The organism is Neisseria sp. 19428wB4_WF04, from assembly GCF_015235335.1.
Taxonomy (GTDB): Bacteria; Pseudomonadota; Gammaproteobacteria; order Burkholderiales; family Neisseriaceae; genus Neisseria; species Neisseria musculi.
Genome location: NZ_JADGLG010000017.1, coordinates 1 through 18,607, shown reverse-complemented (window position 1 = coordinate 18,607; position 18,607 = coordinate 1). Strand labels below are relative to the sequence as shown.

Genomic DNA, 18,607 nt, shown 5'->3' with positions numbered 1-18,607 from the left:
CCAAATTTAATCCCTTGTTTTGAAAACAGACTCTCCGCTATACTGTATTTTTTACAAGCCCGCTTTCAGACGGCCTGTCCGGGCAGCAAAGTCCAGCCGCAAAGGAACAACAATGAACATCACCCAGTCTGCCGCCTGGCAAAATCTGCAGGCACACTGCGCCGACATGGCCGGCACCCATATGCGCGACCTGTTTGCTGCCGACCCGCAACGTTTCGACTCCATGCACGAAACCCTGCACGGACTGCTGTTTGACTACAGCAAAAACCGCATCAGCGAAGAAACCCTGAACCTGCTCTGCAAACTGGCCGAAACCGCCGGCCTGCCGCAGCAGGCCGAAGCCATGCGCCACGGCGGCAAAATCAACATCAGCGAAAAACGCGCCGTGCTGCACACCGCCCTGCGGCTGCCTGCCGATGCCGACCCCGTGTTGGTGGACGGCGAAAACGTCATCCCCGCCATACACCGCGAGCTCGACCGCGCGCTGGCCTTTGCCGAAAGCCTGATTAACGGCGTGCACACCGGCGCCACCGGCAAGCGCATCACCGATTTTGTACACATCGGCATCGGCGGCTCCGATTTGGGCCCGCAACTGGCTGTGCAGGCTTTGCAGCCTTTTCACAAAAACGTGCACGTGCATTTTGTATCCAACTCCGATGATGCCAACATCGCTCAAATACTTGCCCCGCTCCATGCCGAAACCACTGTTTTCTGCTTGGCCAGCAAATCGTTCGGCACCCCCGAAACCCTGCTCAATGCCCATGCCGCCCGCGCATGGTTCCGCGATGGCGGCCTGCGCGAAGCCGACATCGCCCGACACTTTGCCGCCATTTCCAGCAATGTGGAAGCCGCGCACAACTTCGGTATTCCGCCCGACAACGTGTTTGCCATGTTTGACTGGGTAGGCGGCCGCTATTCTGTGTGGTCGGCCATCGGCCTGCCCGTGATGGTGGCCGTGGGCGGCACCCACTTCCGCAAATTTCTCAGCGGCGCACACGCCATGGACGAGCATTTCTTCCACACGCCGCTGCGGCACAATATTCCCGCCCTGCTGGCCTTAATCGGCATTTGGTACAGCAATTTCTGCGGCGCGCACGGCCAGGCCGTTGTTCCCTACAGCCACAACCTGCGCCGCCTGCCCGGCTATCTGCAGCAACTCGATATGGAAAGCAACGGCAAACACCGCACCCTGCACGGCGGCAAAGTGGAACATCACACCGGCGGCATCGTGTTCGGCGAAGAAGGCGTAAACTGCCAACACGCTTTCTTCCAATTGCTGCACCAGGGCACACGGCTGGTTCCCGCCGATTTCATCGTGCCGATGCGCACCCCCTACAAAATCGGCCGCCAGCACCGTTTCACCGTTGCCAATGCCTTCGCCCAAACCGAAGCCCTGATGCGCGGCAAAACGCAACACGAAGCCCTTGCCGAACTGCTCCACCTGCCCGAACCCGAGCGCAGCAGCCTGGCGGCACACAAAGAATTTCCCGGCAACCGCCCCAGCAACAGCATTCTGCTTGAAACGCTCGACCCCTTCCGCCTCGGTATGCTGATTGCGATGTATGAACACAAAATCTTTACCCAAGGCGTGGTGTGGGGCATCAACTCATTCGACCAATGGGGCGTGGAATACGGCAAGGCGCTGGCGAAAAACATCGAGCCCGAGCTTGCCTTGGCGCAAGAGCTGCACCACGATTCCTCCACCAACGGGCTGATTGCGTTTTACCGCCGCTGCAACCCTTAAGCTGCTTTTCCGGCAGACTGAAGTTTTTCAGCAACCGTTATGCAATACAATATGCTTGGGCCGTCTGAAAACATTTATTTTTCAGACGGCCTTGTACAATACCCTCTCCGCCCGCATACCGCATCAACATGGAAAGCCGACACCCCCGCCCCTCACCTTATCCGCGCCGCAGCCGCAAACACACGCCGCCGTTTTGGCAGGCCGACAAACCTTATCTGCACGAACACAATATCAGCGATGCACGTTTCCGCCTGCTGGGCTATCTGATGGCACTGCTGGCCGGCGCAATCAATGCAGGCGGCTTTTTTGCGGTAGCACGCTACACCTCGCACGTTACCGGCGAAATGTCCCACGCAGCCGACATGGCGTATTTGGGCGAATGGCGTTTGGCACTCACCGCCCTTGCCGGCATGGTGTTTTTTATTAGCGGGGCGGCGCATTCGAGCTGGGTGATTCTGTGGGCGAAGCGGCAGCGTTTCCGCGGCGGCTTCGGCTTTTCGATGTGGCTGGAAGCGGTGTATCTGCTGTTGTTCGGCGCCGTGGGCGCCATTGTGGCCGACTGGCACAGCGGCAGCCTGCCCGTTGCCGCCATGCTGCTGCTGTGTTTTATCATGGGTATGCACAATACCGTGATAACGGTGTTGTCGGGCGGCTCCATCCGCTCAACCCACATGACGGGCACAGCAACCGATTTGGGCATAGAAATTTCCAAAATGCTGTATTACAACCGCAGCAACAACCCCAAACTGCCGCATATCCACACCAACAAACCCAAAGCCAAACTGCTGGCCGGGCTGCTGGCCGCCTTTTTGGCCGGCGGGCTGATCGGCGCATGGGGTTATCACAGTGTCGGCCACTATTTCGCCCTGCCGGTGTCGGCAGTATTGTTTGTGCTGGGGTTCGGCTCGATAGGCTACGATGTAAAACTGCGGCTCAAACTGATGCTGGTGCGCCGTTTGCAGCAACACCGGCGCGGCAGATAAGTGATACTGTGTTGTAAAAGATACGCTTCGGGCATTCAGACGGCCTTCGCGGCGCGCAAAAAGCAACAAACCGCTGCTGCAATGTAATATCAAGTTAAGCAAACTGTTGTGCCGCGCCGATGTCTTATATAGTTTGCGCGATGGCAAACCCCGCTCCGGTTTGCCGCATATCGAATGATTTTGAAAGGAAACCCATGAAAACATTGAAATCCTTAACCGTATTGGCCGCCGCTTCGGCCATGATGTTGGCAGGCTGCGTAACCGACCCCGTTACCGGCCAGCAAAAAACCAGCAAAACCGCCATATACGGCTTGGGCGGCGCAGCCGCCTGCGGTATCGTAGGCGCACTGACCCACGGCGGCAAAGGCGCGCGCAACTCTGCGCTGGCCTGCGGCGCAGTCGGTGCAGGCATCGGCGGCTACATGGATTATCAAGAGAAAAAACTGCGCGAGAGCCTGGCAAACACCAATGTGGAAGTGGAGCGTCAAGGCAACCAAATCAAACTGGTCATGCCCGAGAGCGTAACATTTGCCACCAACAGCGCCTCCCTGAGCGGCAATGCGATGGATGCGCTGAACAAAGCGGCCGAAACCCTGGTGCAATATCCCGACACCACCTTAACCGTGGCCGGCCACACCGACACCACCGGCTCCGATGCCATCAACGAACCGCTCTCCAAACGCCGCGCTCAAGCCGTGGCTGCCTATCTGAACCAGCGCGGCGTAGCCGCTTCGCGCCTGAGCACCATCGGTTACGGCTCGCGCCAGCCGGTTGCGTCTAACGCCGCCGCCGAAGGCCGCGCCAAAAACCGCCGTGTAGAAATCCTGATCAACCCCGACCAAAACGCCGTGCGTGCCGCGCAACAACAACAGTAAACATCGGTCAGATATACACAAGCATGTAAAAATGCACCCCCTTTTCATGGGGTGCAATATATCAGGCCGTTTGAAACACAAGGCCGTCTGAAACTCCAGACGGCCTTATGTTTGGATTCAAACAGCCTGTTTTTTTAACCGCAACCGGCAATATTCAGCAGCGCATTGGCTCCAACACCTGCCCGCATCAGCCGCAATAACGGCGGCAACGGCATTCTATGCCCGCTCCCCAAACGGTGCACTCTTTTTAACTTTCGGCAGGAAGCGATTGCACTATCGTGGACATCTTTTATTTTCGGCATAAAACAGCCGGCCGCAGCATAACCATCATACAGACCGACCCTGTTGCCGCTTGGGCGGCAGAACCGTTCCTTTGCACTAAGCACGGCAACACCGCAACGAAAATAAATAAAGTGGGTTTGCAATAACCGTCTAGAACGCGCAAAAACAAGGGAAAACCGTATAGCGTTTAAGCATACCCCAAAATCACAAAACCGATATGTCCGACACAAATCAAGCAGTATGGTATAAAAATTGTAAACAGCCCGGCCTTTCCCAACATTTCAGGCCGTCTGAATCATTCTAGGCCGTCTGAAAATATTTTCAGACGGCCTTTCAAACCCAATACATTATCCCTCTTTTAACGGCTGCCCATCTTGGAAAACAGGTTCGACACCCGCACCCGCTGCACGGCATGGCTTTTAAGGCAAAGGCAAGAAAATAAAACGATACCGCCGTCTCCGCGCAGTAAGGGGCAATGCACAGAGGCATAAAAAAACACAAAGCCGTCTGAAAACACTTTTCAGACGGCCTGAATGAATTTTGCAAAGGTCTCGGCCTTAATCTGTTTTCCGGCACCCCTCACGAACAGCACGGTATGGCGTTCTGCGCAAGATACGCTTGGCAACCCAACCCTAGTGGGTGCTTCTCCCAAGCAGCGCCTAATCCAACTGTGTTACCGTTACTGGCAGATTGCGCACCGCTGCCATAGTGGCCGTGTGTGCCTGCTGCTGTTTGCGGAACTCGGCCATATTGGCGGGGGTGAGTTTCGGTGTCGGCAATGCAATGGCTGTGGGGTTCATATGCTGGCCGTTTTTGCGTACTTCATAATGCAGGTGGGGACCGGTCGAGCGGCCTGTGCTGCCCACATAGCCGATAACTTCGCCTGCCTTAACCCGCCCGCGTGCTGCCGAAAACGCGCTCATGTGGGCATAGAGGGTTTCGATGCCGTTGCTGTGCTGCAAAATCACGGTGTTGCCGTAGCCGCCCTGCCAGCCTTTGAAGGTCAGCTCGCCATCGGCCGTGGCACGGATGGGTGTACCGGTGGCGGCAGCATAATCGATGCCCGTGTGCATTTTCACCGTGCGTAAAACAGGGTGCAGCCGCACACCGTAGGGGGAAGAAATGCGCACATAATCTACCGGCTTCACGTTGAAGCCTTCATGCAGGCGCAGCGATTTGCCGTTTTGGTCGTAATAGCTGCCGCTTTCTTCATCGCCCTTGCCCTGGCTGTAATAATAGGCTTGGTAGGTTTTGCCTTTTTTCACCACCTCTGCCGCCAAAATATCGCCGGTGGCCATTTCCTGACCCCGGAAATACATACTGTTATACAGCAGGCGGATAGAATCGCCGTTGGTGAGCTCATCCACATTCACCATATCGTGAAAAATCTCATTGAGCGATTCGCGCACTTCCACCGGCACGCCGGCCTGCGCCAATGCGCCGCGCGCCGAAGTGCGCACCTGCACCGCACGCAGCGTGGGCATGGTTTCCATCTCAACGGCAGAAGTGGAAGTGCGCCACTTGCCGTTTACTTTTTCCAAGGCCACCAAATCGCGGAAGCCGTTGTCGTCGTCGTTGAAAAACTGCACATCGGTGATGTTGCCCGATGCATCGAAACGCACATTGACCGACTGCCCGGCGCGCAGTTGGATCATGCTGCGGTCAATCGAATTGCGCGCCAGCACTTCGCGGATTTCTTCGTCCGACACCCCCATGCGCTGCAACACATCGGTGAGCGAATCGCCCGGTTCCACCGCTTCCTGTGCCCAATAGCTGCCCTGGAACGTACCGCTTTCCACATAAACCGGCGGCAGCTCTTCCATCACGCGCTCGGCGCGGTAAAGCTCGGGCCGGGGCTTCGGATCATTAACAGCATAAGCCGCCACCATGCCGGAAACCGGCAGCATCAGCCCCAAAATCGACCAGCGCACAGGTTTATTTTGCCAAAAACGCCCCACCGCGGCCACGGCAGGCACGCTTGAAATCGACAACAATGCCAAACGGATGGGTTTGACTGCGGTTTTGAACGCCGCCCTTGATTGGGTGGTTTTCGGCACCGATACTTTCGGCATGCGGATTTTGGGCGCGGTGATTTTTGGCAGTTTCGGCAAAGCAATCTTGCTGCGCGAAGCTGCTGCTTTCTGCCCTGCGTAAACCGCAGCGGCAGCAGCCAATTTTTCTGCCGCGCGCTCCGAAACGGAAAGGGTGGTTTCGGATTCGGCAACGCTTATCGCAGTAGCAGGTATTTCCTCCGCTTCACCCGCCATCAACGCCGCTTCCGCTTTTCGAGCTTCCACGACAGTGGCGGCTTGCTCCGTTTCAGCCGCAACGGTTTCAGATTCTGTTGTCTCCAATGCGGCAATTGCGGGTTGCCCTCCAACTTCTGCAATAACGGCCTGCGCCGCTTCTGCCGCAACGGTTTCAACAACCGGCACATTGGTTTCTGTAACAACTGCACCTGCAGCGGCTTTGGCCGCATCTGTTGTTTCAAAGGCCGTCTGAACGGTTGGCTCCGCTGCATTTTCAATGGCTGCAGCCGCAACGGTTTCAGACGCAATCTGCGGTTTCTGTTCGATAAACAGCGAAGGCTTCACATTGAGGGCGGGAGCATACAAGCCCGACAACGGTTGGTTTATGGTGATTTTTGCCGTTGCCACCATTTTTTTTGCGGAAACAGCAGCCGCAATAGCTTGGGGCTGAATCTTGGATTGCGCCGCAACGGTTTCCTTAACCGCAACTGCCGCTGCATTTTTTTCTGCTGCCGCGCCAACAGCAGGCTCTTTAGCCGTTTCTTTTTCTTGATAACCAACCGCCCCGCGCTTCACCAATACAGGCTCCACCGGCACTGATTTCATCGCAAACGGTGTGGTCATCATCGGCTCGGCAGCCAACAACGCGGGCTCGACCACCGGGCTGACCAAATCGGGCATTTCCTCAAAAGGAAGGGCCGCCGTTTTTTCACGCGCGGGCCGCACGGGTTCGAATGCGGCAGCGCTTTCTACAGGCGCAACCTTGCGCTCCGCTTCGGCATCGGTATGCCGGACAGGCTCGGGTTTCGCCGGACGCGAAACAGGCGCATCGGATACCGCCTCGGCCTCATTGCTTTCTGCCAAGGACTTTAAAAACATACTCAAGGGCTTTGTCATACCAGGCCTCTTATCTTGATTGCCGGGCGGGATTTCCCGCCATGATTCTGCTACTGCATTGATTTTCACAAAAATTATATCTTTTGATTTCTCATTTGAAGTGTATCACAAAACCACTCCCCCTGCTTTAAAGGCGAAGTTTCGCTGCGTGAAAAATCCGCACAATAGCGTAAAATATACATAGCTTTTATCTGCACATGAATTCCCCCATGCATCTTACTTTAGCCCTCCCCGCCCTGAACCGCAACACTGATGCCGCCCAGCCGGCAACCGTTTTGCCCTCGCTCAATAAAATGATGCGTTTCGGTTCCTATACCGCAACACCCGCGCGGCCGTCTGAATTTTACGGCCGTTTTTTATGGCACGGCAGCCTTCTGGAGCGTGCCAAACCGGCTTTGGGTATCGGCCCGGAGCAGGCGGCGGTGTTTGCCAGCCCGGTTTGGCAGCAGATGGGAATGCACCATATGGATATGCTCGGCGGCGGCGATATTCAAATTCAGGCACACGAAGCCGAAACGTTCTGCCTCGGCCTGAGCCGTTTTTTGCAAACCGACGGCTGGCACTTCCACCCACTACGCCCCGACCTGTGGCTGGTTGCCCTGCCCGCGCAGCCCGACTGGCAGGCGGCACCGGTTTTAGACGTGCTCGGCAGAATCGATGACTCTGTCCGCGCCGAAGGTACCGGCAGCCGCGTGTGGCTGCAAAAGCAAACCGAAATCCAAATGTGGCTGCACGCCCACCCGCTCAATGCAAAGCGCGCCGCCGCACGGGTTCCTACCGTCAACGGCGTGTGGCTGTGGCGCGATATAGCGGGCAGCCGCGCCGGCAATCCTTTGTTGGGCAGCAGCAGCCCGTGGGCGCAGTTTTACCCGGGCAGCCGCACCGGTGCGCCTGATGATTTCGATGCCTGGATGGAAACAACGCGCAGGCACAACCGCCCCGTTTCAGACGGCCTGCTGTTTTTAGACGACCTGGCCGTTACCCGGCATACCGATGATGCGTGGGCATATAAAGAGATTTTGGAAAGCTGGGAACAACGCTGGTTTGCCCCATTGTGGCAGGCTTTGCAGCAAGGCCGTCTGAACAGCCTCACCATCGCCACAGACGGCCCTCAGGGCGGCAGCCTCACGCTCAACCCCAAAGCAGCGCGGGCGTTTTGGAAGAAAAAGAAAACCTTTGCAGGAAATTTAGGCGGCTAGCAAAAACAAGGCTTGTGTAACCGGGGTTCCGGCAAAACCCGCTTTGACCGAGGTCTTTGCAAAAATATCTTAAATGAAATGCCGTCTAAAAAGCTTAAATACCGTTATTCCGGCGCAGGCGGGAACTTGGGTTGAAATATTCAAGTATGGATTAAACAAATAATTGGATAACAAACTCCCGCACCCCGTCTTTGCGGGAACGGCGGCCGACTTCTTGCAGTGTTTTTGATCTTTGGCAAAAGCATCAGGCCGTCTGAAAATATTGTAAAACAGCAAAAAACCATACCGCACCCAACCTTGCCCCGAAAGCAAGGTTTTACAACCCTGTTGAAACGTGTTCCACCCATGCTGCATTGCCGGGCACTTCACCCTGCCCCGTTGTGTGCCGCACACTGCGGGCGAGGCTTGAAAAGGCCGGGTTGCCTGCCTTTTATGCGGGTTGGCTTGTGTTTTGCCAAAATAATGATTTTGTGGTTTTTGAGTGTTTTTATTTTCACCAACGGCGCGGTTTTGCCCTGCCCTGCGGCATTCTCGGCACCCGCCAAAATCTCAAAACAAGCTTCAGGCAAACACGAAAAGTATGATTTTCTACAACAGTCTATGCCTTGTTATTTCTGCCTTCGCGAAGATAACGGCAACCCATTTTTTTGAGATGCTCTGCGCTCTGCTGATGATGCCTGATTTTGGAAACGCCCCGGGCCGGCGTATTTTGCCGCAACCTTTTTCAGACGGACTCAGGCAGTTTGAGAAAATTATCGCGGTAATAGCGCATCTCTTCGATGCTTTCGAGAATATCGTCCAAAGCCTGATGCGAGCCTTTTTTCACCACGCCTTTATACACGGCCGGATGCCAGCGGCGGGCGAGCTCTTTCAGGGTGGACACATCGAGATTGCGGTAATGGAAATACGCTTCCAGGCGCGGCATATAGCGCACCATAAAACGGCGGTCTTGATGAATGGTGTTGCCGCACATCGGCGTGGCTTTTTCAGGAACCCACCGGCTCATAAAATCCAACAGCCGCTGCTCCACCTCGGCTTCGCCCAAGCGCGATTCGCGCACGCGCTGCGTGAGGCCGGTTCGCGCGTGGGTGGCGGTGTTCCATGCGTCCATATTGTCCAGCAGCTCATCGCTTTGGTGCACGGCATACACTTCCGACTGCGCCAGCACGTTTAAATCTTGATCGGTAATAATCATCGCCACTTCGATGATGCGGTCGGCATCGGGATTAAGCCCGGTCATTTCCATATCAAGCCAACAGAGATTATTTGCGTTTTGAGTCATTTTTCAGACGGCCTGTTTACTGTTTTTGTCGAAACATGATTATACAAGAATTTTACGGCAAGCCCGTCTGAACGGTTTTTCAGACGGCCGCTACCCTGCGGTCATTCCCGCGCCCGCACCTACCAGTTGCGCAATAATATCTAAAACGGTTTTCTGCTCCGCACTCAGTTTCTCCACATTGCAAGTGCCGTACAGCCGTTCCGACAGATACGGATCGCTGTCTCCGCTCCGCCCGTTGCAACGGCCGCACCTGAAGCATCTGCTGCTTTTACAGTGGCAGCGACCAAAATGCCGTGTGTCAGAATCCAGGCGGTTTCTTGGCAGTCAGTTTGGCGGTCGGGGTTTTGCCGCTGAGCAGGTTTTCCTGTACCAAGTCTTTGAAGTATTGTCCTATAGCATAAGCACCGATAGGGTTAAGTGCGGCTGCAGCAATGCTCAAACCGCTGTTAGCCGGGGCGGCCAATGCGCTGGCTATGCTGCTGATGCCCACATTCAGGTATTACATTACAGCTTCTGTACTTTATCGTTATAGTCGACTCCGCTGATTTTCTAGCTGCTTTTTTGCGCTTAGCTAATTGACCTGTTGATTGACCCTGTAGATAGGCGATGTTTTGTCCGAACTGCTGCGTTACCCGCTGCACATCCAACTCTCACCGCGCCCGCTCCGGGTCGAAGCGGCTGTTCAAACGGCCTGAGTTGACTTCCGCGGTTTCGGTGCGTATGGCGGTATAGACAGATCAGGCCTATCCGCCTGTTTGGCCTTTACCGATGGAAATGTTGTGGGTACCGATGTCACTGTGGTTGGTGCTGCTCCGACTGAGAACCTCGCGCCCAAAGCCTATGCTTTGGCTGTGGACTGCCTCCGCCCGATAACAGCCGGCAGCCCGCCCCGACACAGGAACAACAGCAGAAGTGTAAAAGGCGAGAAAATACAAACGAAAAGCGGAACAAAGGTCCATGATGAAGTTAGATAGGCATGGTTGGGTTAAACGCGCATATAGCGAAAGCATAATAATATGATGAGCAGATTTTAAAAAACCAAGTAGAACCTCTTTGCGGAGTGTTTGAAGAAACTGGCGGCTCGGATAAAAAAAACAATAGTTGTTTATGCTATCAGGCTGTCTGAAAACTTTTTTCAGACAGCCCTAAGGGCTTGCGCCTGTGTGCCTGACGGCATATTTATGCCCGCTAAGGTACATCTACTTTTTATAGAAACTGCGGCCCGTCAGCCGTGGTAGCGCATGACGATTTCGGCCAGCCTGCCCAGATAATGCGCATCGGTGCCGTTAAAACAGCCCGTGGTTTCGGCATCAGCATCGAGCACGGCCATCAGGCGGCGGGTTTTGTCCCACACGGGCACAACGATTTCGGATTGCGACAGTGCCGAGCAGGCGATATGGCCGGGGTAACGGTTCACGTCTTCCACCACAATAGTGCTGCCTTTTTCCCAAACACGGCCGCACACGCCGCGCCCGTAGGCAATGCGCGTGCAGGCCGGCGGCCCCTGAAACGGCCCCAACACCAGTTCGCGGCGGTTGTGGTCGGCCAGATAAAAGCCCACCCACAGCCAGCCGAACGATGCTTTCAACACCGCGCTGATGTTGGCGAGATTGGCCCTCAGGTCGGGTTCGCCCCGAATCAGGCTTTCGATTTGCGGCAGGATTTCCTGATAAATTTCCACTTTGGTGGTGCCGCCGGTTTGAATGGTGTGCATGGTGCGGGCTGCCTGTGTCAAAAAACAGCCGCTATTGTTGCACAGCCGCGCGGCAGGTCAAGTATTACGGTTGCAATCAACAGCCAAACTTTGCCGCATCTTGTTTTTTTCAGACGGCCGCCTTTTTCAAAACTGCCGGCCGTCTGAAACACTCTGCCCCATATCCCCGCATCTATAGCGGCAGCCGGATAATCAGGGGCGGGGCAGGGCAAGCCTGCCCGTACGCTCTGATGCAGGCGGGGGCTATGCCGTACCGCTTTTATTTTGTTTTACGATACAATACGGGCTTTTCCCGCATTTTCCCGTTTCATGTCTGCCAAAATCCAAACCCGCCCGTTCAACCCCAATATCTGCCAAAGCCTGATCGAAGCCGGCACCGACCCTTTGCTGGCGCGCCTGTGCGCGGCGCGCGATGTGGCTTCGCCGGCCGAGCTTGACGACAAACTGGCCGCGCTGCTGCCCTACCAAAGCCTGAAAAACTGCACGGCGGCGGCGGCGCGGTTGGCCGATGCGATGCAGCGACGCGAGAAAATCCTGATTGTGGCCGACTACGATGCCGATGGCGCCACTGCCTGCGCGGTCGGCATGAAGGGTTTGGGCGCAATGGGTGCAACGGTGGATTTTCTCGTGCCCAACCGTTTCGAACACGGTTACGGCCTCACGCCCGAGCTGTCTGAAACCGCCGCCGCCCGAAATGTGGATTTAATCTTAACGGTGGACAACGGCATCGCCAGCCTCGCCGGCGTGGCGCGCGCGCAGGCATTGGGCATCGATGTTGTCATCACCGACCACCACCTGCCCGCCGAGCGCACACCCGACTGCATCATCGTCAATCCCAACCAGGCAGGCTGCACGTTTGCCGGCAAAAGCCTGGCGGGCGTGGGCGTGATTTTTTATGTGTTGGTGGCTCTGCGCGCCGAATTGCGCCGACGCGGCTGGTTTAAGCCGTCTGAACACGCCCATTCTGTTTCAGACGGCCTGCCCGAGCCTAATTTGGGCGAACTGTTGGATTTGGTGGCGCTGGGCACGGTGGCCGATGTGGTGCCGCTGGATCACAACAACCGCATTCTCGTATCGCAGGGGCTGAAGCGTATGCGTTCGGGCAAAATGCGTCCCGGTATCCGCGCCCTGTTTGAAGTGGCGCGGCGCGACTGGCGCAAAGCACAGCCTTTCGATATGGGCTTTGCACTGGGGCCGCGCATCAATGCCGCCGGCAGGTTGGACGATATGTCGGTGGGCATCGCCTGCCTGCTGGCCGAGAGTGATGCCGAAGCGCAAACCCTCGCCGCCCGCCTAAACGGCTTGAACATCGAGCGGCGCGAAATCGAGCAATCGATGCTGCAAGACGCGCTCGATGCCTGCCCCGCCGCGCTGCCCCCCGGCCAAACCACGCTGGTGGCCTACCGCAGCGACTTCCACCAGGGCGTTATAGGCATTGTTGCCGGCCGTCTGAAAGAGCGCTTCTACCGCCCCGCCATCGTGTTCGCCCCCGCCGGCAACGGCGAAGTGCGCGGCTCCGGCCGCTCCATTGCCGGCCTGCACCTGCGCGATGCGTTGGATTTGGTGAGCAAACGCCACCCTGATTTGATTTTAAAGTTCGGCGGGCACGCCATGGCGGCGGGTTTGAGCATACGCGAACACGATATCGATGCTTTTCAGACGGCCTTTGAAAACGTGGTGCGCGGGCTGGTTTGCGAAGACGATTTGTCGCAAACCTACCTCACAGACGGCAGCCTGCCCGCCGCCGAGCTCACCCTCGAGCAGGCGCAAAACCTCGCCCGCCATGTGTGGGGGCAGGGGTTTGCACCGCCGAGCTTCACCGATGAATTTGCCGTTGTCCGCCAGCAGCCCATGGGCGTGAACCACAAAAAAGCATGGCTGCAAAAAGAAGGCCGCGAATTTGAAGCCATGTTTTGGCGTTGCACCGAAGAGATTCCCGCGCGCGTGCGCACGGTTTACCGCCCCGTGGCCAACGAATGGCGCAACAACACTGAATTGCAGCTTTATATCGATTATTGGGAAGCGGCCTAGCCGGCCTTGATGGAAAGGCCGTCTGAAAACAAATGCCGCATCCGTTTGCAAACGGCCTGACGCTCTTGCAACTCCGCAAGAAGTTTATTGGCCGACCCATTGCCGCAAATGCAGTATTGAAACCTTTCAGACGGCCTAAGTGTTTTGGGAAGGTTGCAGCCCGCTACTTATCGTGCCCTTCTGTTTCCGGCACAAGGCACAGCCAAATAAAGGCCGTCTGAAGCATTTCAGACTTATCGTGCCCCTTATTTCCGCACCGACACAGGCTTGGGCAGCATAAACCATACGCCGTTTGGGCGGCCTGCAAACTACTTTTCCCAACCAAGCGCAGCAACGCCGCAGCAGAAATAAGCGGGGTTACTATAAAGAAAGCGCAACCGTTATTTTCCTGCCGTACTGTTTCGGCAGGGCTGTGCCGTAAGGCAGGGCTGTGCCGTAAAAGGTAAAGCAAATGAACACCATCTATCTCGCTTCCGGCAGCCCGCGCCGCCGGGAAATTCTCGAAAACCTCGGCTACCGCGTTGCCCGCCTGCACGCAGAAACCGATGAAACTCCTTATCTGCACGAAGCCGCCGCCGCTTATACGGCACGAATGGCGTTTGAAAAAAACGCCGCTGCCGTTGCCCATTGGCAGGCACAACGCCCTTTCGCTCCCGAATACCCACTGTTAAGCGCCGACACCACCGTGGCCCTGCACAACCGCATTCTCGGCAAACCGCAATCTATAGCCGATGCCGCCGATATGTTGCGCCGGCTTTCCGGCACCACCCATCAGGTATTGACTGCCGTATGCGTTTATTGGCAAAGCAGTACCCATGCCCTGCTGCAGCAGAGCGATGTTACCTTCAAAACCCTGAGCGAAGCCGAAATTGCTGCCTATATTGCCTGCGGCGAGCCAATGGACAAGGCCGGCGCCTACGGCATTCAAGGGCTGGGCGGAGTGTTTGTGGAAAATCTGCGCGGCAGCTTTACCGGCGTGATGGGGCTGCCTGTGTTTGAAACCGTGTCGCTTCTGAAAAGCCTGGGTTTGAACACCCCGCCCTTTTCAGACGGCCTGCAGGCATCCGCCGGTTGAGCGCGTTTATCTGCCAAACAGATAAACCCGGCCGTCTGAAAAAGCATCGTGAAAAGGCCTTTTAAACGGCATCATTCATGATTAAGGTATTTCGGCAAAGGCCGAAGGCCGTCTGAAAAAGATATTCAGACGGCCCTCGCAGCATCGGTATTGTCCGCCGCAGATACCGCCTTTAACCGGCACGCACGCTCTGCAGCCGAACCATACGGTTAATCCGCAAAAACAAAACGGGATACCGTCTGCAGAGGATGGAACAACCCGGCCGGGCTGAAACCGTGATTATTTTAAATCGGACCGGAGTGCCGCCGAAGCATCTGCCCCGATGTAACAGCCGTCCGGGACTTTTGCAAAAATATCTTAAAAAGGCCGTCTGAAATGTTTGAGCCGTTATCAGCCTTTATTTCATAAGCTACTGAAATAAAATGATTTATTATTCCCATGCCGAATTCCCCTCCTAAGCAGGAATGACGGGATTCAGGTTTTCGGGAGCATGGTTTGATTTTGACAAAAGCCCCAGGCCGCGTATTTCGGCGCGGCCTTTAAAAAAGGTTCAGACGGCCTCTGATCCGATGCCGCCCGGATGCCGGATAAAAAAACAGGCCGGCATGGCGCCGGCCCGATTTTTTATCCGGCGGGATGCTGCAAACCGCTCTAACCGATATTGTCCGCCATCGCTGCCTGTTCGTTTTCCGGCTTTTTCTCCATGATAACCGCCAGTTGTGCGGCCACACCTTGCTCTATTTTGGTTAAGCTGTCTGCGTGGGCTTCGTGGTAGGCCTCTTCCAGCGCGAAGGCAAAACCGGCCGCATCGGTGCCGCCGTGGCTTTTGACCACCACGCCGCGCAGACCGAGAAAAATGGCGCCGTTGAAGCGGCGGGGATCAAATTTGTTTTTAAAGCCTTTCAATGCCGGCATCGAAACCAACGCGGCGGCTTTGGTAAACATATTGGCCTGAAATTCCTGCTTGATGGCTCCGCCCATAAATTTCACTGCGCCCTCTATGGTTTTCAGCACGATATTCCCCACGAAACCATCGGCCACAATCACATCGACCTTGCCTGAAAATACCGCGTTACCCTCAACGTTGCCGACAAAATTCAGATTGCCCGCTTTGAGCAGTTCGAAAGCCCGCTTAACGGTTTCGGTGCCTTTGATGTCTTCGGTGCCCACATTCAGCAGACCCACGCGCGCACGGCCGCCGGCCGGATAAAGCGCCTGATAAAGCTCGCTGCCGATAACGGCAAACTGCATCAATTGCTCCTCGGTGCAATCGACATTCGCCCCCAAATCCAACATCAGGGTCATGTGGCCGCTGGAGGACGGCAGAAATTTGGCAATCGCCGGCCGCTCGATGCCGGGAATGGTTTTCAGCACGAAACGTGCCGTTGCCATCAGCGCGCCGGTATTGCCCGCCGATACGGCAGCCTGCGCCAAGCCCTCTTTCACCTGGTTGATGGCGATGCGCATCGAAGAATCTTTTTTGTTTTTCAAGGCAAGCTGGGGTGCTTCGTCCATCTCCACCACTTGCGCGGCGTGTTGCACGGTAATGCGGTCCATCGGCGCGTGCGCGGCAGCCAGCGCGGCTTTCAAAGGCACCTCGTCTCCAACCATAATCAGATTGACGTTGCTCTGCCGGTTTAAAAAAGCCACAGCACCGGGAACGGTAACGCTCAATCCGGCATCGCCGCCCATGGCATCAACGGCCAAAGTAATCATTATATGTTTCTCCATGCTGTATCAATGCTTCAGACGGCCTGATATCCGGCCGCGAAACCTGCCGCCTACTCTGCGGCCTGCGCTGCCAGGCGGTTGTGTTCATCGATATCCTCGGCATCCCACGGATAGTTAATCCACCAATCAGGCACGGTCAAACCACTGAAATAAGGCATATTTCCAGGCAGCCTGCCTTGCTTTTCTTTGATTTTTTCATGTAACACGGCAATGCCCACCGTGCCGAACGGCTCTTTTTCCAACTCGTTTAGGCAAAATTCGAGTGTAACGCGGCTGTCGTCCACTTCGTCCACCACCAACACGTTTTTTCCGCGCAGGGTTTCGGGAACGGGATCAAGCCATTGGATTTTTTTCACACTCTCGGTTGCCCGACCCTGCCTATCACTGTCGTAATATGCGGTGGTTACGGCGTAAATCGGAATGCCTAAAAAGCAGCGCAGAATCCGCGCGGGGATAAAACCGCCGCCGCCGATGGCAATCATGGCATCGTAACGCACCCCTGATGCCTTGATTTTTTCTGCAAGCTGCCCGATAACGCGGTGGATATCGTCATAGGTGTACCAGACTTTCTTTTTCATCATATCAATACCGGCAATGCCGCAGGCCACCTTTTTTGTGAAGGTTTCAGATAACCGGGCTTTCAGACGGCCTGATTTTTACTGACGCACCCAACCTGCGGTGTTTAACGCAAAAAAGCCAGCAATTGCGGTTGGACGGCAATCTTCTGGCTTTCGTTCATCATTGGGGCAAAGCGGATTATCCTTTGGCTTTCACCACTTTGCGGCCACGGTACATACCGTTGGGCGAAATATGGTGGGGGCGGTGTACTTCGCCGGTTGCGCCGTCAACCGACAGGGCGGGCGCGGTCAAAGCATCGTGCGAGCGGTGCATACCGCGGCGGGAAGGGGATTTTTTGTTTTGTTGAACGGCCATTTCAAGCTCCTAAAAATATAAAACGGTAAAGCCGGGTCAGCGGCTGCTTTTGAGCCCTGCCAAAACGGCAAACGGATTGGGTTTGTCTCGGTTGACCTCTCCGGCAACGGCATGGGCGCAGTTTTCATGACGCGGAGAAAACGGCAGAGCCATCAGGATTTGGTCTTCCACCAAAGTGCGCACATCAAGCGTCTCTTCCGCCACCATGCCCTCCAAATCCTCATCGGAGAGCATGGCTTCGTCCAAACCGGCTTCGCTGTCGAATAACACGATACGGCCGGCTTCGTTGAAATCAAACGGCATCGGCTGCATACAACGCTGGCACACCAGCGGCACGCTGCCCGTTACGGTCAAATCGAGAAACAACCGCCCGAAGCGGTCTTGCCCGCCTTTGAGGGCAAACCACACCTCGGCCTGCTTGTCGGCAAAATATTCGTGCGACCAAACGCGCTCGTCCAACCGGCTCAGTAAAAACCGGCCTTGAAGGCTCTGCTTTTCGGCGGCGAAAGCGGCAGGGTCAATCAAATTAAGGTCTGACATAAACGGGGTATGATATAATTTCATTGCTTTAACGTCAATGTTTTTACACATATGAATACAAATCTGCCGCTTGTTTTAGGCTCGGGTTCGGTGTTCCGCCAAGCCCAACTGCAACGCTTGGGCGTTTCTTTTCAGACGGCCCGTCCCGATTTCGATGAAACGCCGATACCCGGCGAAACCGCAGAACAAACTGCCCTGCGTTTAGCTGTCGGCAAAGCCCGCTCGCTGGCCGGCAGATTTCCGCAGGCGTTGATTATCGGCGCAGACCAAGTGGCTTGGTGCAACGGTCTGCAGCTCAGCAAGCCGATGAGCGTTGCAAACGCACAACAGATGCTGGCGCAATCGAGCGGGCAGCGCATCGTGTTTTACAGCGCGCTCTGTCTGCTCAACACTGCTTCAGGCGGCTTGCACACCCATGTCGATAAAACCGTGGTTACCATGCGCAAACTGGGCAGCGGACAAATCCGCCGCTATCTGGAGCACGAACCTGATGCCGTCTATTGCGCCGGCGCGGCCAAAAGCGAAGGTTTGGGCGCGGCGCTGCTGGAGCGGATCGACAGCACCGACCCCAACGCCCTGATCGGCCTGCCGGTTTTCAAGCTGGTGGAATTTTTGGCGGCAGAAGGCGTGGCAGTGGTTTAGCGGCCACCGCAAACCTGCGGCATTACTGCATACCGGCGCAAGGAAAACGGTTTATCGGTTGCCCAAGCGGCAACCAAGACGGCTGGCGGCCTGAACCTGAACCGCCTGCGCCCTGCACGCCGCCGGAAACCAAGCGCATTCGCCCTAACGCTAAGCTGTCTGAAATATTTTGGGGCTGACGTAGATTAGCAGTCATGACAGGCTGCCAAAATGAAGATAACCCACTGTAAGTTAAAGAAGAGTCTGCAAAGAAAACTGCTTGAATATTTTGTATTGGAAGTAACCGCACGTTCTGCTGCCGATATCTTAGGTATTCAGCCCAATACGGCTATTCTCTTCTACCGTAAAATCCGTCTTGTTATCAGCCATCATTTGGCTTTGGAAGCAGATCAGGTTTTTGAGGGCGCTATAGAATTGGATGAGAGCTATT

At 55.8% G+C, this 18,607-nt stretch carries 15 protein-coding genes and 1 pseudogene; 8 read left to right on the top strand and 8 right to left on the bottom strand.

The window, feature by feature from the left end; translation table 11 throughout:
* The first annotated feature begins 112 nt into the window (after window positions 1-112).
* The 3 genes from pgi to IR141_RS05525 all read left to right on the top strand — a co-directional run bounded on the left by pgi (window position 113) and on the right by IR141_RS05525 (window position 3,602).
* Complete coding sequence (gene pgi / locus IR141_RS05535; protein ID WP_135034651.1) at window positions 113-1,744, top strand: glucose-6-phosphate isomerase; 1,632 nt, start codon at window positions 113-115, stop codon at window positions 1,742-1,744.
* Between the two features lie 128 nt (window positions 1,745-1,872).
* Complete coding sequence (locus IR141_RS05530; protein WP_135034650.1) at window positions 1,873-2,727, top strand: YoaK family protein; 855 nt, start codon at window positions 1,873-1,875, stop codon at window positions 2,725-2,727.
* A gap of 194 nt (window positions 2,728-2,921) precedes the next feature.
* Window positions 2,922-3,602, top strand: a complete 681-nt coding sequence (locus IR141_RS05525; protein ID WP_135034649.1) for an OmpA family protein — start codon at window positions 2,922-2,924, stop codon at window positions 3,600-3,602.
* Window positions 3,603-4,543: 941 nt separating this feature from the next.
* Here the strand turns inward: IR141_RS05525 and IR141_RS05520 are convergent.
* Window positions 4,544-5,791, bottom strand: a complete 1,248-nt coding sequence (locus tag IR141_RS05520; protein ID WP_228068174.1) for a M23 family metallopeptidase — start codon at window positions 5,789-5,791, stop codon at window positions 4,544-4,546.
* 1,448 nt (window positions 5,792-7,239) lie between these two features.
* Here IR141_RS05520 and IR141_RS05515 point away from each other — a divergent pair.
* Window positions 7,240-8,229 (top strand): hypothetical protein, encoded by a 990-nt coding sequence (locus tag IR141_RS05515; protein ID WP_135034648.1) that lies wholly within the window; start codon window positions 7,240-7,242, stop codon window positions 8,227-8,229.
* A 724-nt stretch (window positions 8,230-8,953) separates the two neighbouring features.
* Here the strand turns inward: IR141_RS05515 and orn are convergent.
* From orn to IR141_RS05500, 3 genes are all read right to left on the bottom strand, one after another.
* Window positions 8,954-9,511 carry an oligoribonuclease gene (orn, locus tag IR141_RS05510; protein WP_135034647.1) on the bottom strand — a complete coding sequence of 186 codons (558 nt, stop codon included), beginning with the start codon at window positions 9,509-9,511 and terminating at the stop codon, window positions 8,954-8,956.
* Window positions 9,512-9,809: 298 nt separating this feature from the next.
* The gene (locus tag IR141_RS05505) at window positions 9,810-10,001 is read right to left on the bottom strand and encodes a hypothetical protein (RefSeq protein WP_228068173.1); all 192 of its coding nucleotides are present in this window, start codon (window positions 9,999-10,001) and stop codon (window positions 9,810-9,812) included.
* A gap of 735 nt (window positions 10,002-10,736) precedes the next feature.
* On the bottom strand, window positions 10,737-11,225 hold the full coding sequence (locus IR141_RS05500; RefSeq protein WP_135034646.1) for a GAF domain-containing protein: 489 nt from the start codon (window positions 11,223-11,225) through the stop codon (window positions 10,737-10,739).
* 309 nt (window positions 11,226-11,534) lie between these two features.
* On the opposite strand from IR141_RS05500, the gene recJ reads away from it, so the two are divergent.
* A complete protein-coding gene (gene recJ / locus IR141_RS05495; protein WP_135034645.1) occupies window positions 11,535-13,256 on the top strand; it encodes a single-stranded-DNA-specific exonuclease RecJ in 1,722 nt (573 codons plus the stop codon).
* A 451-nt stretch (window positions 13,257-13,707) separates the two neighbouring features.
* The gene (locus tag IR141_RS05490) at window positions 13,708-14,331 is read left to right on the top strand and encodes a nucleoside triphosphate pyrophosphatase (RefSeq protein WP_135034644.1); all 624 of its coding nucleotides are present in this window, start codon (window positions 13,708-13,710) and stop codon (window positions 14,329-14,331) included.
* 651 nt (window positions 14,332-14,982) lie between these two features.
* Here the strand turns inward: IR141_RS05490 and plsX are convergent.
* From plsX to IR141_RS05470, 4 genes are all read right to left on the bottom strand, one after another.
* Complete coding sequence (plsX, locus tag IR141_RS05485; protein WP_135034665.1) at window positions 14,983-16,047, bottom strand: phosphate acyltransferase PlsX; 1,065 nt, start codon at window positions 16,045-16,047, stop codon at window positions 14,983-14,985.
* Window positions 16,048-16,112: 65 nt separating this feature from the next.
* Window positions 16,113-16,640 (bottom strand): phosphoribosyltransferase, encoded by a 528-nt coding sequence (locus IR141_RS05480; RefSeq protein ID WP_135034664.1) that lies wholly within the window; start codon window positions 16,638-16,640, stop codon window positions 16,113-16,115.
* A 178-nt stretch (window positions 16,641-16,818) separates the two neighbouring features.
* Window positions 16,819-16,995 carry a 50S ribosomal protein L32 gene (gene rpmF / locus IR141_RS05475; protein ID WP_135034643.1) on the bottom strand — a complete coding sequence of 59 codons (177 nt, stop codon included), beginning with the start codon at window positions 16,993-16,995 and terminating at the stop codon, window positions 16,819-16,821.
* A gap of 36 nt (window positions 16,996-17,031) precedes the next feature.
* Window positions 17,032-17,535 (bottom strand): DUF177 domain-containing protein, encoded by a 504-nt coding sequence (locus IR141_RS05470; RefSeq protein WP_135033320.1) that lies wholly within the window; start codon window positions 17,533-17,535, stop codon window positions 17,032-17,034.
* Window positions 17,536-17,586: 51 nt separating this feature from the next.
* Here IR141_RS05470 and IR141_RS05465 point away from each other — a divergent pair, with 51 nt between their 5' ends.
* Entirely contained in the window at window positions 17,587-18,177 is a 591-nt protein-coding gene (locus tag IR141_RS05465) for a nucleoside triphosphate pyrophosphatase (RefSeq protein WP_135034642.1), read from the top strand.
* A gap of 210 nt (window positions 18,178-18,387) precedes the next feature.
* Window positions 18,388-18,607, top strand: a pseudogene (locus IR141_RS05460) (IS1595 family transposase); the annotation flags it as partial.

Excerpts from the sequence above, each read along its gene's own strand:
- pgi (WP_135034651.1), top strand. The coding sequence starts at position 113 with ATGAACATCACCCAGTCTGCCGCCTGGCAAAATCTGCAGGCACACTGC.
- IR141_RS05530 (WP_135034650.1), top strand. The coding sequence starts at position 1,873 with ATGGAAAGCCGACACCCCCGCCCCTCACCTTATCCGCGCCGCAGCCGC.
- IR141_RS05525 (WP_135034649.1), top strand. The coding sequence starts at position 2,922 with ATGAAAACATTGAAATCCTTAACCGTATTGGCCGCCGCTTCGGCCATG.
- IR141_RS05520 (WP_228068174.1), bottom strand. The coding sequence starts at position 5,791 with ATGCTGCCGGTTTCCGGCATGGTGGCGGCTTATGCTGTTAATGATCCG.
- IR141_RS05515 (WP_135034648.1), top strand. The coding sequence starts at position 7,240 with ATGCATCTTACTTTAGCCCTCCCCGCCCTGAACCGCAACACTGATGCC.
- orn (WP_135034647.1), bottom strand. The coding sequence starts at position 9,511 with ATGACTCAAAACGCAAATAATCTCTGTTGGCTTGATATGGAAATGACC.
- IR141_RS05500 (WP_135034646.1), bottom strand. The coding sequence starts at position 11,225 with ATGCACACCATTCAAACCGGCGGCACCACCAAAGTGGAAATTTATCAG.
- recJ (WP_135034645.1), top strand. The coding sequence starts at position 11,535 with ATGTCTGCCAAAATCCAAACCCGCCCGTTCAACCCCAATATCTGCCAA.
- IR141_RS05490 (WP_135034644.1), top strand. The coding sequence starts at position 13,708 with ATGAACACCATCTATCTCGCTTCCGGCAGCCCGCGCCGCCGGGAAATT.
- plsX (WP_135034665.1), bottom strand. The coding sequence starts at position 16,047 with ATGATTACTTTGGCCGTTGATGCCATGGGCGGCGATGCCGGATTGAGC.
- IR141_RS05480 (WP_135034664.1), bottom strand. The coding sequence starts at position 16,640 with ATGAAAAAGAAAGTCTGGTACACCTATGACGATATCCACCGCGTTATC.
- rpmF (WP_135034643.1), bottom strand. The coding sequence starts at position 16,995 with ATGGCCGTTCAACAAAACAAAAAATCCCCTTCCCGCCGCGGTATGCAC.
- IR141_RS05470 (WP_135033320.1), bottom strand. The coding sequence starts at position 17,535 with ATGTCAGACCTTAATTTGATTGACCCTGCCGCTTTCGCCGCCGAAAAG.
- IR141_RS05465 (WP_135034642.1), top strand. The coding sequence starts at position 17,587 with ATGAATACAAATCTGCCGCTTGTTTTAGGCTCGGGTTCGGTGTTCCGC.